Source organism: Saliphagus sp. LR7 (assembly GCF_003344565.1).
In the GTDB taxonomy this organism is placed as follows: domain Archaea; phylum Halobacteriota; class Halobacteria; order Halobacteriales; family Natrialbaceae; genus Saliphagus; species Saliphagus infecundisoli.
In genome coordinates this window covers 335,139-350,590 of the sequence record NZ_QPND01000003.1, presented here as the reverse complement: position 1 = coordinate 350,590, position 15,452 = coordinate 335,139, and the positions used below count along the sequence as shown (strand labels likewise).

Below are 15,452 nucleotides of genomic sequence, written 5' to 3'. Positions count from 1 at the left end.
CGCACGAGTCATTGATGAAACTCCACGAATATCAGGCGAAGCAGGTCTTCGCCGACGCCGGGATCCCGACGCCTCCCTCACAACTGGCCGAGGACGTCGATGGCGTCCTGTCGGCAGCCGGAGAGATCGGCTACCCGGTCGCGATCAAAGCGCAGGTACAGGTCGGCGGCCGGGGGAAAGCCGGCGGGATCGAACTCGTCTCCGACGACGAGGAGGCCCGCGAGGCCGCCGACTCGATCCTCGGGATGGACCTGAAGGGAATTCACGTCGATCGCGTGTTGGTCGAGGGCGCAGTCGACTTCGTCAACGAACTCTACGTCGGGGTCACGATGGACCGCGGTGAGGGCAAGCCCGTCGCGATGGTCTCGACGAAAGGCGGCGTCGACATCGAGGCGGTCGCAGAGGAGACCCCCGACGCCATCGTCCGCGAACACGTCGATCCCGCCTTCGGGATGCACCCCTACCAGGCCCGGAAGGCCGTCTACGACGCCGGCGTTGACCGCGAGGTCGCCCGCGACGTCGCCTCGGTGCTTACCACCCTCTACGAGCTCTGGGACGACCGCGACGGCGCCGACGCCGAGATCAACCCGCTGATGGTCACCGACGACGACGAAGTGATCGCGGCCGACGCCGTGATGAACGTCGACGAGGACGCCCTCTTTCGACAACCCGAGATCGCGGAGATGCAAGAGGAGGCCGCAAGCGGCGACGAGCTAGAGCAGAAGGCCGACGAGTACGACTTCGACTACGTCCGCCTCGAGGGCGACGTCGGCATCATCGGCAACGGCGCCGGCCTCGTGATGACCACGCTGGACCTGGTCGATCACTACGGCGGCGAGCCCGCGAACTTCCTGGACGTCGGCGGCGGCGCGAAGGCAGAACGAATCACGAACGCCCTGGACATGGTGTTTTCGGACGACAACGTCGAGTCCGTGGTGTTCAACATCTTCGGGGGGATCACTCGCGGCGACGAGGTCGCCCGGGGGATCAACGAGGCCCTGGAGGCGTTCGACGAGATCCCCAAGCCGGTGGTCGTTCGGCTCGCGGGAACCAACTGGGAGGAGGGCATGGAAATCTTGAACGAGGACCTCGTGACGGTCGAAGGGACTCTCGAGAGCGCGGTTCAGCGTGCCGTCGAGTACGCTGAGGAGGGACAAGCATGAGCGTACTAGTCGACGACGACACCCGCGTCGTGGTACAGGGGATCACCGGCGGCGAGGGGGAGTTCCACGCCGGCCAGATGATCGAGTACGGCACCAACGTGGTCGCCGGTGCCGTTCCCGGAAAGGGCGGCCAGGAGGTCCACGGCGTCCCGGTCTACGACACCGTAGACCAGGCCGTCCGCGAGGAGGACGCGGACGCCTCGGTGATCTTCGTCCCGCCCGCGTTCGCGGGCGACGCCATCTTCGAGGCCCTCGATACGGAACTCGACCTCGCGGTCGCGATCACCGAGGGCGTCCCGACCCAGGACATGGCGAAAGTCAACAAGCGCCTCACCGAGACCGACACGCGTCTTCTGGGTCCGAACTGCCCCGGGCTCATCACTCCTGGAGAAGCGAAACTCGGCATCCTCCCCGGGAACATCTTCGCGGAGGGCAACGTCGGATTGGTCTCCCGTTCCGGGACCTTGACCTACCAGGTCGTCGACAACCTCACGAACCGCGGGATCGGCCAGTCGACCGCGATCGGGATCGGCGGCGACCCGATCATCGGTACCGACTTCGTCGACGCCCTCTCGCTGTTCGAGGACGATCCCGAGACCGAAGCGATCGTGATGTGCGGCGAGATCGGCGGCGAGGACGAGGAGGAAGCGGCGGCGTTCATCGCCGACAACGTCGAGACGCCCGTTGCGGGCTTCATCGCCGGCCGGACGGCACCCCCTGGAAAGCGGATGGGCCACGCCGGCGCCATCGTCTCCGGGTCGGGCACCGGCACTGCAGAGAGCAAGATCGACGCCCTGAACGACGCGGGCGTCCCCGTCGGCGACACCCCCGAGGAGGTCGCCGACCACGTCGAGGACCTGCTGTAGTACCGTCGATCCACTCCCGTTTTCGCCGTGGCGTCAGGTATCGCCCCTAGCGCCGGGACGTTCGTCCCGAAGACATCAAAATTTCTGTCTTTCAGAATTGTCTGTTTTACATGAGAAACGGGTATAATCCGGGCGTGAGAAACGGGGCTCAGGAAGCGATATGGTTGCACCAGATAGACTTCAACTGCTCGTGGATCTTTCCGATGGCGTCGTCGAGGAGTACGTCCCCGACGTGGACGAGTCGGGCCAGGTATCCTACCCGAACGCGGAGAGCACCGTCGGCGAGGAGGCCAACGCGGTCCTAGAGGGGCTGGCCGACCGGGACCTCCTCTATCAGGAGTTCGAGGAGAAGGTCTACATCTGTCCGTCGTGTGATACGGAGGGAATGCAGTACACGACGGTCTGTCCGTTCTGTGAGTCCCCCTACGCCGTTGAGACCGAACTGCTCGAGTGCCGGGAGTGCAAGACCAAACGGCCTAGAGACGAGTTCTACGAGCGCGATCAACTCGAGTGTCCGAGTTGTAATGCCTCGCTGACCGAGGACAACGTCTACGAGTCCGAGGGCTACGCCTGTCACGACTGCGAGGAGTGTGCGACCTCGCCCGAACACCGGCTCTGGTGTCGGGACTGCGACCGGATCACCCTCCTGGAGAACGGCACCGAGCGCGTGCTCTGTCGGTACGGGTTGAACCAGACGGGCTACGAGTGGCTCGTCTCCCAGCTCGAGGCCCGCGAGACGATCCAGGAGGCACTCGCCTCCCGCGGCTTCGAGACCCGAACCGACGAGCGCGTCGAAGCCGGCGGGGAGACCACGACCATCCATGTCTACGGCGAGGACCCGCTGCTGGATCGGTCGGTCGTCGTCGACGTCCACGACCTGACGACCCTAGAGGACATCGAGCGGCTCCAGACCGCCCGCGGGACGGGGAGTGCGATCCTCGTGACGACCTCCGGCTCGGTCGACGAGCCGATCGCGAACTTCGCGCGCGATCACGGGATCAAGATCCTGAGCACGGGCCAGGACGGGAGCCTCCGCTCGGAGTTCGACGTTTCGGAGGGCTCCTCGAAGCCGACGCTCATCCAGCGCTTTACGTCGGCGGTCTCCCAGTAGCTCCCGGCGGCGAACCGTGACAGTCAAACCGGGGGAGCGAGTCCCTCCAGCCGGATGGCAGAGCGCGGATTCGACCTCGGGAGGGGAGAGCGGTCCGAAGGCGGCGGGTTACGGCCGGTCGATCGCGTCGCCGAACGGGGATACTTCGCCGGCCCGGTCGCGGGGGAGCTCCCGGTACTCGACGGCGAGGAGCGGCTGGTGTTCGCCTCGAACAACTACCTGGGACTGACCGCCGACGACCGCGTCCAGAACGCCGCACGGCAGGCGGCGGCAGCCGTCGGCACCGGCGCGGGCGCGAGTCGGCTCGAGACGGGCGACACGATGGTCCACCATGACCTCGAACGGGCGCTGGCCGAGACCCTCGGCACCGAGCGCGCGCTCGCTTTCCCCTCGAGGTACGCCGCAGTCGTCGGAACGATCGCGGCCCTCCGGCCCGACGTCGTCGTCTCCGATGCCAGGAACGGCCCCGGAGTCGCCGACGGCTGCCGGCTCGCGGGCACGACCCACCTCGAGTACGACCACCGCTCGGCGTCGGACCTGCGGGCGACCCTCGAAAAGCGCGACGGCGAGTCCCGGCTGGTCGTCACCGAGTCGACGTTCGCCGCCGACGGAACCGTCGCGCCCATCGAGGGGATCTGCGACGCCGCCGAGGAGACCGGTGCGTGGGTGATGGTCGACGAATCCGACGCCGTCGGCCTCTACGCGGGCGGGGGCGGGGTCGTCCAGGCCGCGGGCCTCGAGGACCGCGTCCGGGTCCAGGTCGGAAGCCTTTCGGCGGCGCTCGCGAGCCAGGGGGGGTACGTCGCCGGGAACGGACCGCTGATCGATCGGCTCGTCGAGGGAGCGCCACAGTTCGCCCACTGTGCGGGCCTCGCCCCGCCGGCGGCGGCCGCCGCGAGCGAGGCGCTTCACGTCTCCCGGCACGGCGACGCCCGGGACCGTCTCTGGGAGACCGTCGCCCACCTCCGGGACGGCCTCCGGACGATGGGGTACGAGGTATTAGGCGACTCACAGCTCCTGCCGGTCGCCATCGACGAGCCCGCCCGGGCGCGGGAACTCCGGGAGGAGCTCTACGACCGCGGCGTCGTCGCCGCCGCCGTTCGATCGCCTCCCGACGGAGAGGGGCGGGTCGGGCTCGCGCCGATGGCGACCCACGACCAGGAGGACGTGATCGACTGCCTGGAGGCGTTCCGGGCCGTCGGCGACGACCTCGGTCTCGTCTGATTCGGAGGAACACGACGGTGTACCGTTCGATCGCATCACCGTACCGCCGTCCACCGATAGAACGGATCCGCCGCTCCCATCACGGCGAGCGCGGCGACCGACCGTCGGGGTCAGTCGAGCGCTCGCGGGCGGCGTGTTCGACGGCGTAGACCGCGAGTTCGGACTTTCGGTGTTCGACCTCGAGGTGGACGCGAAGCCGGTCCCGGTCGTCGTAGCTATCGGTACAGAGCGGACAGTCGTGGGTCGGGCCCATCGTCGATCACCGCGCGGGGAGTCCACGCCCACCTCCCTAACGGTACCGACGGTCGGAGTTCCGATGTGTCTCTCGCTACATGAAGTCGCTCAGTCCCGACTGGTCGTCCCCCTCGGCGTCCTGTTCGGCCGCGCCGTCGCCGTCGTCGGCTCGCTCGCCGTCCCCGTCGTTCCCGCTCTCACCGTTCCCGTCCGCGCCACCGCCGGCGTCGGTCGCTTCGGTCGGCTCCTCCCCGTCGTCCTCCCGGGCGACGAAGGCGTCGCCGCCGCTCTCGAGAACCCGGTCGCCGACGCGCTCCTCGGCGTCTTCGACGATCGCGGCGACCTTGTTCGTGTCCTCGCCGCTGCCCGTGATGAAGGACACCTCGGCGGCGTCTAACTCGTAGGCCGCGGCCATCCGAACCGTCAGCTCGCGGTTCGAGCAGTGGTGGGTCACCGTCTTCAGGTACGGAAGGAGCTCCCGGCGGGCGGTCGCCAGGCTCGTCCCCTCGCGTTCGGCGATCCGGCGGGAGATCGAGTCCCGGGTGTCGCGTTTGCCACTGGTACGTCCGAGCTTCGACCAGTAACTCGGCGGGCCGTAGCGGGTCCACCCCCCTTTGGGTTCGCGGCGGGAGGCCGCGATCCCCGCCGTCATGTTGTCGGTCGCGTACCGCCAGTAGGAGTAGTTCTGGGTCGCCCGGACCCGTCCGAGCCACCGGTCTGCGTTGGAGAGAAACTCGTAGGCGTCGGCGAGTTCGGCTCCCGCGTAGTCTTTGGGAACGTTGTCCTCGAGCCAGTTGATCATGTCGTCGGGCGTCTCATCGACGTCGTAGGAGGCCCGCAGGGCCTCCTCTGCGCTCGCCTCCTTGATGACGGTATCCAGAAAGTCGAAGATCCCCTCCGTGCGGTCGCGCTCGCTCGTGACGACGTCCTCGGCGGTGAGGGTCTCGGCCACCTCGGCAACCGCCTGGAGGTCGTTGATCGCTGAACGGAGGTCGCCGCTCGTCGAGTCGGCGATCTCCCTGAGGGCGTCCTCTTCGAACTCGACGCCCTCCTTGCGGCAGATGTCCCGGAGGACGGGGACGATCGAGCGCGCGGAGACGTCCCGGAACTCGATCGTCTCGCAGGCGTTTCTGAGACCCTGGCTCATGTCGTAGAACTCGTTGCCGACGAGAACGATCGGCTGGTTGGCCTCCTTGACGACCCGGGTGACCTCCCGCGCGCCACCGTAGTCGGCGTTGCCGTGGAAGTTGTCGGCCTCGTCGAGAATCACGAGGCGCCGTCCCGCGCCGCCCGCGGCGAGCGTCCCGGTTTTTGCGGCCTCGCCCGCGATCCGCTCGACGACGTCGGCGCCCCGGTCGTCGCTCGCGTTGAGTTCCATCACGGGCCAGCCCATGTCGTTTGCGAGCGCGTGGGCCGCGGAGGTCTTTCCGATCCCCGGGCTACCGTGGACGATCACCGCCTTCCGGTGGTCACTCCAGGTTTCCGCCCACTCCTCGAGTTCGTCGCGGGCCTTGTCGTTGCCCCGGACCTCCGAGAGGGTCGTCGGACGGTACGTTTCGGTCCAGTCGGCCATCGAAAATCGATAGGGCCCTCCCGCGTTTAGTGGTTGCGAAGGGTCACTCCTCGCGCGCGGTTCGGAGGTCGAGCCGAGGAGCGATATCGTCGTGTGCCCCGTCGCTCGAGACGATCGTGTCGCCGTCCGATTCGACGAGGTGGAGCGCATCGAACGGCGTGAACCCTCGATCCTCGACGTATGACGCTGCGGCGACGACCGTCTCCACGTCGCCGCGGACATCGACGAGAGAGGCGGCATTCGTTACGACCCGTTCGGCGTCGCGGTCCTCTCGGTAGGCGACTAAGAGGAGTTCGATGAGCGTGAACTGGGACGTCCACAGCTCCTCGCTGTGCTCCCGATAGACGGACTCGGCAGCATCGCCGAGCCAGTCGTCGTCCTTGACGAGCGCGAGCAGGAAATCCGTTTCCGCGTACATCTACCGTCCGGCCTCGTCGAGTGCCATCTCCCGTGCCTCCTCGCGGAGTTCGTCCGCCGACTTCTCGACGCCCTCGAACTCCTCTCGAAGGGCTTCGAGGGGATCGTCGGCGATCGGCACCAGCTTGATCCCGTCGTGGAGCTCGACGACGCGATACCGATACCCGTGGCGCTCGCGTACGTCCTTCGGAAGCGTGAGACGGCCGCGGGCATCCAGCGTCACGTCGGACATGTTTCAGAGTATAGTGGGAACGGACAAGAATCTTCCCCGCGATCTCGATCTAACCCATCGTTCACTCCTCGCCGATCGGACGCGCGACCAACTCCCCCCAGGGCTCGAAGCCGTGGCGCTTGTAGAACGCCCCTGCTCGTTCGTTGTCGGGATCGACGTCGAGGACGAGGCGCTCGAGAGGAAGGTCCTGACTCTCGACGACGGCGACCGCCCGCTCCATCAATCGATCCGCGAGGCCCGTTCCGCGTTCGGGTTCGGCAACGAAGAACTCGTTTAGTACTGCTGCATCCCACACATATGAAAACGAGTCGGGGAGCACGAAGACGTAGCCGACCAGTCCCTCCTCGCCGGCGGCGACGATGACCGCCTCCCGCTCCGCGTCGAGACAGCGAGCGACCCACTCGAGGTACCCCTCACGGTAGTCGGTGGTGAGTTTGTCCTCGTACGTCCGTTCTTTTTCCGCGCCGCCGGTGCCCGTCCCGAGGGCGCGCTCGAAGGCCTGCTTGAGGTCCCATAGCTCCTCGGGGTCGGTTTCGGGGTCGTAGGGGCGGATCTCCGGCGACTCCGGGGACGTGGTCATGGGCGGGCTTCGAAACCCCCCGCCCTGAGCCTGTCGGTCGGGTTCGGTAGCTACTTGGGCGGACTCGCCGAGGGAAGAGACATGAGCGGGCGCGGAGCCAAGGCGGAACTCGCGGAGAAGATCGCCGGCGAGATCACCCTGAGCGACGACCCCGGTGCGACGCTCCGCAAGTGGCGCACGGACTTCGACGTCTCCCAGACGGATCTCGCGGACGAACTCGAGGTTTCCTCATCGGTGATCTCGGACTACGAGAGCGGGCGACGCGAGAGCCCGGGGATCGCCGTCGTCGCCCGGCTGGTCTCCGGTCTGCTCGCGATCGACGAACGCCGCGGAGGCGATCGGATCCGCCAGTACGGCCGGGTGCTCTCGGCGGGGTTCGAAAGCGACGTCGTCTACGACCTCCGGGAGTACTCGGGATCGGTCCCCCTCTCCCGGCTCCACGGGGCGATCGACGCGACCGAGATCGTCTCGGGCACCGACGACCGGGTGAGCGGCCACACCGTCATCGACAGCATCGAGGCGATCACTCGGCTCTCCAGCGAGGAGTTCTTCCGGCTCTACGGCCAGAGCACGAACCGTGCGCTGGTCTTTACGAACGTCACCCGCGGCGAGGGCGTCGGCATCGCTCTGCGAGTCCTGAATCCGACGCCCAACGCCGTCGTCCTCCACGGGATCGCCGAGGACGAACTCTGGGAGCACGCAGAGGACTTAGCGCGGATCGACGGCTACTCGCTCGCGGTGACGAACCGCCCCCTAGATGACGTTCTCGAAGAACTCGCCGCCCTCGAGTGATTCGCCCGTCGAGGGGTTGATGATCCACGGGGATCAGGGAGGGCCATGGAACCCGATCCCACGATCCTGGTGACGATCCCCGAAGGCGCCCTCAGGGAGAGCTTCTTCCCGCCCGAGCTTCGCGAACGCCTTGAGGGAATCGGCGAGATCGAGTGGGCCAGCGAGGAGCTCACGGAGGTCGACCTCCGCGAGCGGGTCGAGGGGGTGGACGTCTGTGTCACCGGCTGGGGGAGTCCGCAGGTCACGAGCGAGGTCGTCGAGCGGGCGGACTCGCTCGAACTGATCGCCCACACCGGCGGCAGCGTCGCGACCATCGCCTCCCCTGCGGCCTACGACGCCGGAATCCGGGTCGTGAGCGCGAACGACCCGATAGCGGAGTTCGTCGCCGAACACGTCCTCGGGACGATGCTCGCCGCCCGCCGCCGGCTCCCCGAGTTCGATCGGGCGATGAAAGAAGGCAAAGGGACCGATTCGATCCCCGTCGAGAGCCTCATCGGCGCCGAGATCGGTCTCGTCGGACTCGGCTCGATCGGCCGGCACCTCCTCGCTCACCTCCGGTCGTTCGACGTCTCGGTTACGATCTACGAGCCCTACCTCGCCGAGGATGCCCTCGCAGAGTACGGGTTCGCCGAACGAACCGATCTCGAGACGGTTCTCTCGGGGTCCGACGTCGTCTCGATCCACGCCTCCCGGACGCCCGAGACCGTCGGGATGCTCGATTCCGAACGGCTCGCGACGCTCGACGACGACACCCTGCTGGTCAACACCGCCCGGGCGGAACTCGTCGTCGAGGAGGCGCTGCTCGCCGAACTCCGGTCGGGGCGAATCTCCGCAGCTCTCGACGTCTTCCACGAGGAACCCCTCCCCGCAGACCACGAACTCCGAGGGATGGAAAACGTCCTCTTGACCCCGCACGTCGGCGGCTCGTGGATCCGCCCGCCGCTGACCGAAGCCGTCCTCGACGACGCCGAGAACTACCTCGCGGGCGACCCTCTCGCCCACGAGATCCCCCGCGAGCAGTGGGAACTGATGACGCGATAACCCCGAATACTTGGGCCGCGTCGCCCTACCAGTTCGTGTGAACGAAACCAACCACGTGTTCCTGCTCTCCGACCGCCCCGAGGGCGAACCCGACCGCGAGGACTTCGACCTGATCGAACGCGAGGTTCCCGACCCGGGACCGGGCGAGGCCGTCGTCCGGACGCTTTTCCTCTCGGTCGATCCCTACATGCGCGGGCGGATGGACGCCGGCGAATCCTACGCCGACCCCTGGGCGGTCGGCGAGCCCCTTCAAGGAGCCATCGTCGGCGAGGTCGTCGCCGAATCCGGCAGCGGACTCGAGGAAGGCGCGGTCGTGGCCGGCCCCGGCGAGTGGGCCGAGTACGCGGCCGTTTCCGGACATCGACTCCAGCCCGTCGATCCCGATGTGGCGCCGATCTCGACTTCCCTGGGCGTCCTCGGGATGCCCGGCCGGACCGCTTACTTCGGCGTCCGCGAGATCGCGAAACCCCGGGCGGGTGACACCGTCGTCGTCACGGGCGCGGCCGGCGCCGTCGGCTCCGCGGCGGGCCAGATCGCCGCCCTCCAGGGCGCAAACGTCGTCGGCTTCGCGGGCAGCGACCGGAAAGTCGAGGTAGTCGAGGAGGAGTTCGGCTTCGACGCGGGGATCAACTACGCGACGACCGACGACTACGCCGGTGCCATAGACGAGGTCGCGCCCGACGGCGTGGACGTCTACTTCGACAACGTCGGCGGTCCCATCACCGACGCCGTCTTCTCGCGGCTGGCCCTCGACGCCAGAGTCGCCGTCTGCGGCCAGATCTCCCAGTACAACGCCGAGGAGGCTCCGACGGGACCCCGCAAACTCGGGACACTGATCGAGAAACGCGCCAGCGTCGAGGGCTTTCTCGTAAGCGACTTTCAGCCCCGGTTCGAGGAGGCCACCCGAACCCTCTCGGCGTGGGTCGAATCGGGCGTCCTCCAGTATCGCGAGACGGTCGTCGAGGGCATCGAGAACGCTCCCGATGCCTTCCTGGGGCTGTTCTCTGGCGAGAACGTCGGCAAACAGCTCGTCCGGGTCAGCGAGCGGGAGCGCTGATCCCCCAGCAGGCGAAAGCCGATCGGCGGGTTCAGTCCGGACGATCGTGGTCGCGGACCGTCTCCAGGAGCGGTCTGACGTTCTCGAACCCGGGGCCGGGTCTCAGTTCGCCGCCCTCGCGGTCCCACTCGAGCAAGCCCTCGTCCTCGAGTTTCGGGAGATGGAGGTGAACCAACTCGATCGCGTCCCCCCGGTCGGCCGCTCCGACGAGGTCCTCCTGGGCGAGCGGGGGCTCATCGGGGACCGAAAGCGAGCGGAGGACCTCCCGGCGGGAGGCGTTCGCGAGCGCCCCGAGGGCCCCGTCGAGTTCCTCGCGCGAGGACGACGGCAGGTCCCGACTCATCTCTCGCGACGGGAGGGGTGTTCCCCGCTTTCGAGCGCCTCGTCCGTGCCGGCGGCGGTCGTCGGTCCTCCGATGGGTATCGACCCGTCGATGCCGTGGATCATGCCGACCACTGGGCGAGCGACGAGGAAAGGAGTGGCCACTCATATGTTCGACTACGCACTCCGAAAACGTACTATATCGGTGTACTGCGACGCGACCGCCGCGAACGCGGGGTCCGATCCGCTCTCCGGCATCGTGCTCGTCACGATACCCGACGATGGTTTCCATCGACGGAAGCGACGTTTGCCCCACGGCGCGTGGCCGATCAGTCCCCGGCGAGCGACCGGACCATCCCCGAGACGAACTCCATCTCGTCGTCGTTGACCCCGTGGCCCATCCCCTCGTAGATCCGTTCAGTCACCTTCCCTCCCAGGTCTTCGAGGACGGACGTCGTCTCCTTTACCCGCTCCAGGGGAATGTGTGGATCCCGATCGCTGCAGCCGACGAAGACGGGGGTGTCCTCGAGCGAGCCGTCGTACTCCCGAGGGGTGCCCTCGGGACCGATCAGTCCACCCGAGAGGACGGCCAGGCCGCCGTAGCGGGTCGCGTTTCGCGCGACGAACTCGCTTGCGAGACAGGCGCCCTGGGAGAACCCCAGTAACATGATCCGCTCGCGTGTGATGCCGGCGTCGGTCGCCGCCTCGATGGCCGCGCCGACCGCGGCCAGCCCGGAGTCGAGGCCCGGCTGGTTGGTCTCCATGGGCTCGAGAAAGGAGTTGGGGTACCAGGTGTTTCCCGCGGCCTGGGGTGCGAGATACGCAACACCCTGGACGTCGAACTCGCCGCCCATCCCGAGGATGCTCTTGGCACTCGCACCGCGGCCGTGGACCATGACGACGGCGGCTTCGGCGTCGGCGAGGTCCGCGCCCGCAGTCACGAGCGGCTGATCGCCGTGGGGGTCGTCGCCGGAGTGGGCGCGGGCCATCTACCGCACCTCCGCGGGCCCGTCTTCGAGGGGCGCGAGGCTCCGTTCGATTCGCTCGCGGTCGTCCTCGAGCCAGTCGGGGAGTTTGAGTTCCTCGCCCAGCGCGTCGACGGGCTCGTCCCGGTCGAACCCCGGCCCGTCGGTCGCGATCTCGAAGAGGATCCCGCCGGGCTCCCGGAAGTAGATCGACCGGAAGTACTGGCGGTCCTTCCGTGGGGTGACCCGCTGGCCCATCGTCGTGAGGCGCTCGCGCCAGTCGTCCTGACTCTCGTCGTCAGCAGTTCGAAAGGCGACGTGGTGGACGGTGCCCGGTCCCCCGGTTCCGGCGGGAGCGTCGTCGGTCCGCACCTCGATTCCGGTCGAGCGGTCGCCGGGTGCCTCGAACCGGATCCGGTCGCCGTCGTCCTCGCGGCGCTCGTAGCCCAGTTCCTCGAGGACCTCCTCCGTGGCTTCGGGGTCCGTGGGGTGAAGGGTAACGCTCTCGACGCCCTGGATCGCGTGTTCGGCCGGCACCGATCCCCCGTCCCAGGGCTCGATTCCGTCGTTGGAACCGGCGACGAGCTCGAGGCGCTGGCCGTCGGGGTCGTAGACGGCGAGGCCGTCCCGACCGTCGAGGGGCTCGTGATCGACCCCACGGTCGGCGAGGTGCTCGCGCCAGTACGCGAGGCTTCCCTCGGGGACCGCGAGCCGGGTCGCGGTCGCCTGTCCCCTCCCGGAGCGTCCCGACCGTCCCTCGCCGAAGGGGAAGAAGGTGAGGATCGTCCCAGGAGAGCCGACCTCGTCGCCGTAGTAGAGGTGGTACGTCGAGGGATCGTCGAAGTTGACCGTCTTCTTGACCAGCCGCAGGCCGAGGACCTCGGTGTAAAAGTCGAGGTTCCGTTCGGGGTCGCCCGCGACGAAGGTGACGTGGTGGATCCCGGGGACGGCGTCGCTCATCGTCCCCTCCCTGCGGGTCCGCCGGCTGTCGCTGTCGATATCATCGTGTTACCGGGTAGGCTCCACCGTCGGTTATGTCTTCCTGACGAAACGGTTACCCGCTGACGCCGGGGTTACTCGCCGCCGCATACTTCACTTCGAACGGCCAAGGACGGGACATGGACGACAGCACCGACGCCCGTCCGCGGGCCGGCCGGTTCGCCTACGACCCGCCCGCGATCCGCTTCGGCAGGGGCTCCGCCGACGATCTGGCCGAGGAACTCCGAGAGCAGGATCTCGGGCGTGCGCTCGTGGTCTGTGGCTCGACCGTCGGCGAGACGGAGGCGGTGATCGGCCCCGTTCGGGAGGGCCTGGGCGACCGGCTCGCGGGCGTCTTCGCCGAGACTACCCCCGAGAAGCGCCTCTCGACTGCCGCCGCGGCGGCCGAGGCCGTCAGCGAGGTCGGCGCCGACGTCCTCGTCGGGCTGGGTGGCGGGAGCAGCCTCGACGTCGCGAAACTCGCGAGCGTCCTCGCGGCCGACGCCCGTCCGTTCGAGACGGTCGCCGACGAGCTCGAAGAGCGCGGAACGATTACAGTCCCCGACCGCGACCTCCTCCCGATCGTCTCCGTTCCGACGACGCTCGCCGGCGCCGACCTCTCCCAGGGGGCAGGAATCACCGTCGAGACCGACGACGGCTCCGCAACTGGCGGCGTCTCCGACCCCCGACTGATGCCCGCGGCGGCGGTCTACGATCCCGAACTGGTGGCGACCACCCCCAGGAGAGTGCTCGCGGGATCGGCGATGAACGGCTTCGACAAGGGGATCGAGACGCTGTACGCCCCCGACCGGACCCCGATCACCGACGCGACCGCCATGCGGGGGCTCTCGCGGTTCCGGGAGGGCCTCGAGGGGATCGGCGAGGCCGAGAACCCGCCGATCGAAGCGGTCGCGGCGGCCCTCGAGGGCGCGCTCCTGGTTCAGTACGGGATCTCCCGACCCGGCGGCTCGACGCTGTCGGTCGTCCACGCCTTCGGCCACGCGCTGCGCGATCACGGGAACGTCCAGCAGGGCGTCGCCCACGCGGTCGTCGTCCCCCACGTCCTCGCGTACCTCTTCGAGCATACCCACGCCCGCCGGGACCTGCTCGCGGAGGCTCTCGGCGTCCCCCGGGAAGGACGTTCGGAGGAGGCGATCGCGGAGGAAGTCGTCGATCGGGTCGCGAGCGTCCGGGACGCCCTCGGGTTACCGAGTCGGCTCCGGGACCTCGAAGGCGTCTCCCGGGAGACGTTTCCCGGGATCGCGCGGGCGACCCTCGAGGACCGGTTCATGGCGAACGCGCCGCCGGGCCTGGAGCCGACGGCCGGGGGGGTAGAGGAGGTCCTCGAGCGGGCGTGGTAACCGGCCGAGACCGGTTCCCGGAGTCAGGCGATCTGTTTCTCGTACTCCTCGGCCGAGAGGAGGTCGTCGGACTCCGCTTCGGTCTCGACCTCGAGCATCCAGCCCTCCCCGAAGGGGTCGTCGTTGACGAGTTCCGGCGAGTCGAACAGCGTTTCGTTGACGGCCACGACCTCGCCGGAAACCGGCGCGTAGAGATCGGAGACGGCCTTGATCGACTCGATGACGCCGAACTCCTCGCCGGCCTCGATCGTCTCTCCCTCGTCGGGGAGTTCGACGAAGACGACGTCGCCGAGTTCGTCCTGGGCGAAGTCCGTGATTCCGATCCGGACGCGTCCGTCGGCCTCGGCGGGCGCGGCCCACTCGTGCGATTCCAGATACCGTCTGTCGGTTGGTGGTTCGAAGCTCATTGTGTCTCGATAAAGGGCAGCGGTTCGACGCGTGCTTTCTTCGACTGACCCCGGACGACGACCCGGAGCGTCGTGCCGGGGTCGGCGTACTCGACGGGGACGTAACCCAGCCCGATGGCGGCCTCAAGGGTGGGACTCATCGTCCCGCTCGTGACCGCGCCGATCACGCGTCCGTCGGTGTTCGTGATGTCGTAGCCGTGGCGCGGGACGCCCCGATCGACCAGCCGGAAGCCGGCGAGTTCCTCCTCGACGCCCTCCTCTTTGGCTCGCTCCAAGGCGTCCCGGCCGACGAACTCGGTGTCGAGTTTGACCGTGAATCCGAGGCCGGCCTCGTAGGGCGTTCGGGGATTCGACTCGTGGTCGAAGTCCTGGCCCGCGAGCACGAGGCCGGCCTCCAGGCGAAGGGTGTCGCGGGCGCCCAGGCCGCAGGGCTGGCAGTCGAACGCGCCCCAGACCGTCGTCGCCTCCCGCCAGGGCGCGAGGATCTCGAAGCCGTCCTCGCCGGTGTAGCCGGTGCGGGCGAGCCAGCACTCGATCCCTTCGATCTCGAGCTCCCTGGCCTCGAACCGGCCGATGTCGGCGACCGACCCCGTCGAAACCTCGCCGACGAGGTCGGGGGCGTCGGGCCCCTGGACCGCGAACATGGCGTACTCGTCGGTCCGGTTGTCGATCGTCGCGTCGAGTTCCCACTCGTTTCGGTGGTCGATCCAGCGCTCGTGGGTCGCCTCGTCGTTGCCCGCGTTGGGGACGAACAGATACGCCGCCTCGCCGTCCTCGTCGGGAAAGCGGTAGACGACGGTGTCGTCGATCAGGAGCCCCTCCTCGTCGGTGATCGTCGTGTACTGGGCGTCGCCGACCTCGAGGACCGTCACGTCGTTGGTCGTCAGCCGGTTCATCAGCCGGGTCGCGTCCGGTCCCGTGACGTGGATCTCGCCCATGTGGGAGACGTCGAAGATCCCTGCTTGCTCCCGTACCGCCTCGTGTTCGGCGCGGATCGAGTCGAACTCGACCGGCATGTCCCAGCCGCCGAACTCCGTGAATTTCGCGCCCCGCTCGGCGTGGAGCCCGCGCAACGGCGGCGTCTGAAGCGGCATACCCCCACTCACTCCCTCGGGGTAGTAATGTCTTTT

General features: G+C 68.1%; 18 protein-coding genes. 8 read left to right on the top strand and 10 right to left on the bottom strand.

Features of this window, described 5'->3' with window-relative positions; translation table 11 throughout:
* Positions 1-14 precede the first annotated feature (14 nt).
* The 4 genes from sucC (at position 15) to DVH23_RS06575 (ending at position 4,364) form a co-directional block, all read left to right on the top strand.
* On the top strand, positions 15-1,163 hold the full coding sequence (gene sucC, locus DVH23_RS06590) for an ADP-forming succinate--CoA ligase subunit beta (RefSeq protein WP_114576641.1): 1,149 nt from the start codon (positions 15-17) through the stop codon (positions 1,161-1,163).
* Complete coding sequence (sucD, locus tag DVH23_RS06585; protein ID WP_114576640.1) at positions 1,160-2,029, top strand: succinate--CoA ligase subunit alpha; 870 nt, start codon at positions 1,160-1,162, stop codon at positions 2,027-2,029. Before sucC ends, sucD begins: the two co-directional genes overlap by 4 nt.
* 190 nt (positions 2,030-2,219) lie before the next feature.
* Entirely contained in the window at positions 2,220-3,140 is a 921-nt protein-coding gene (locus DVH23_RS06580) for a hypothetical protein (RefSeq protein WP_114576639.1), read from the top strand.
* Positions 3,141-3,194: 54 nt separating this feature from the next.
* Complete coding sequence (locus DVH23_RS06575) at positions 3,195-4,364, top strand: aminotransferase class I/II-fold pyridoxal phosphate-dependent enzyme (protein WP_114576638.1); 1,170 nt, start codon at positions 3,195-3,197, stop codon at positions 4,362-4,364.
* Positions 4,365-4,443: 79 nt separating this feature from the next.
* Here DVH23_RS06575 and DVH23_RS23500 read toward each other — a convergent pair whose 3' ends face one another.
* From DVH23_RS23500 to DVH23_RS06555, 5 genes are all read right to left on the bottom strand, one after another.
* Complete coding sequence (locus DVH23_RS23500) at positions 4,444-4,617, bottom strand: hypothetical protein (RefSeq protein WP_157972342.1); 174 nt, start codon at positions 4,615-4,617, stop codon at positions 4,444-4,446.
* Positions 4,618-4,692: 75 nt separating this feature from the next.
* Positions 4,693-6,171, bottom strand: coding sequence for a replication factor C large subunit (locus DVH23_RS06570; protein WP_114576637.1), 1,479 nt, complete (start codon positions 6,169-6,171; stop codon positions 4,693-4,695).
* Between the two features lie 43 nt (positions 6,172-6,214).
* A complete protein-coding gene (locus tag DVH23_RS06565; RefSeq protein ID WP_114576636.1) occupies positions 6,215-6,589 on the bottom strand; it encodes a PIN domain-containing protein in 375 nt (124 codons plus the stop codon).
* Entirely contained in the window at positions 6,590-6,820 is a 231-nt protein-coding gene (locus DVH23_RS06560; protein ID WP_114576635.1) for an AbrB/MazE/SpoVT family DNA-binding domain-containing protein, read from the bottom strand.
* 61 nt (positions 6,821-6,881) lie between these two features.
* Positions 6,882-7,400, bottom strand: a complete 519-nt coding sequence (locus tag DVH23_RS06555; RefSeq protein WP_114576634.1) for a GNAT family N-acetyltransferase — start codon at positions 7,398-7,400, stop codon at positions 6,882-6,884.
* Positions 7,401-7,481: 81 nt separating this feature from the next.
* Here DVH23_RS06555 and DVH23_RS06550 point away from each other — a divergent pair, with 81 nt between their 5' ends.
* From DVH23_RS06550 to DVH23_RS06540, 3 genes are read left to right on the top strand one after another with little or no spacing between them, the layout of a single operon-like run.
* Positions 7,482-8,192 carry a helix-turn-helix domain-containing protein gene (locus tag DVH23_RS06550; RefSeq protein WP_114576633.1) on the top strand — a complete coding sequence of 237 codons (711 nt, stop codon included), beginning with the start codon at positions 7,482-7,484 and terminating at the stop codon, positions 8,190-8,192.
* A 45-nt stretch (positions 8,193-8,237) separates the two neighbouring features.
* A complete protein-coding gene (locus DVH23_RS06545) occupies positions 8,238-9,233 on the top strand; it encodes a hydroxyacid dehydrogenase (protein ID WP_114576632.1) in 996 nt (331 codons plus the stop codon).
* Between the two features lie 37 nt (positions 9,234-9,270).
* The gene (locus tag DVH23_RS06540) at positions 9,271-10,290 is read left to right on the top strand and encodes an NADP-dependent oxidoreductase (protein ID WP_114576631.1); all 1,020 of its coding nucleotides are present in this window, start codon (positions 9,271-9,273) and stop codon (positions 10,288-10,290) included.
* A gap of 31 nt (positions 10,291-10,321) precedes the next feature.
* Here the strand turns inward: DVH23_RS06540 and DVH23_RS06535 are convergent, their stop codons facing one another.
* The 3 genes from DVH23_RS06535 to DVH23_RS06525 form a co-directional block, all read right to left on the bottom strand.
* Positions 10,322-10,633 carry an ArsR family transcriptional regulator gene (locus DVH23_RS06535; RefSeq protein WP_114576630.1) on the bottom strand — a complete coding sequence of 104 codons (312 nt, stop codon included), beginning with the start codon at positions 10,631-10,633 and terminating at the stop codon, positions 10,322-10,324.
* A gap of 307 nt (positions 10,634-10,940) precedes the next feature.
* Positions 10,941-11,600 (bottom strand): alpha/beta hydrolase, encoded by a 660-nt coding sequence (locus DVH23_RS06530; protein WP_114576629.1) that lies wholly within the window; start codon positions 11,598-11,600, stop codon positions 10,941-10,943.
* Positions 11,601-12,536, bottom strand: coding sequence for a ring-cleaving dioxygenase (locus DVH23_RS06525; RefSeq protein ID WP_114576628.1), 936 nt, complete (start codon positions 12,534-12,536; stop codon positions 11,601-11,603).
* Positions 12,537-12,694: 158 nt separating this feature from the next.
* Between DVH23_RS06525 and DVH23_RS06520 the strand changes: the two genes are divergently transcribed.
* Complete coding sequence (locus DVH23_RS06520) at positions 12,695-13,915, top strand: iron-containing alcohol dehydrogenase family protein (RefSeq protein ID WP_114576627.1); 1,221 nt, start codon at positions 12,695-12,697, stop codon at positions 13,913-13,915.
* Positions 13,916-13,938: 23 nt separating this feature from the next.
* On the opposite strand, the gene gcvH is transcribed toward DVH23_RS06520, so the two are convergent.
* Positions 13,939-14,322, bottom strand: a complete 384-nt coding sequence (gcvH, locus tag DVH23_RS06515) for a glycine cleavage system protein GcvH (RefSeq protein ID WP_114576626.1) — start codon at positions 14,320-14,322, stop codon at positions 13,939-13,941.
* A complete protein-coding gene (gene gcvT / locus DVH23_RS06510) occupies positions 14,319-15,416 on the bottom strand; it encodes a glycine cleavage system aminomethyltransferase GcvT (RefSeq protein ID WP_114576625.1) in 1,098 nt (365 codons plus the stop codon). The genes gcvH and gcvT overlap by 4 nt, the downstream gene beginning before the upstream one ends.
* Positions 15,417-15,452 lie beyond the last annotated feature (36 nt).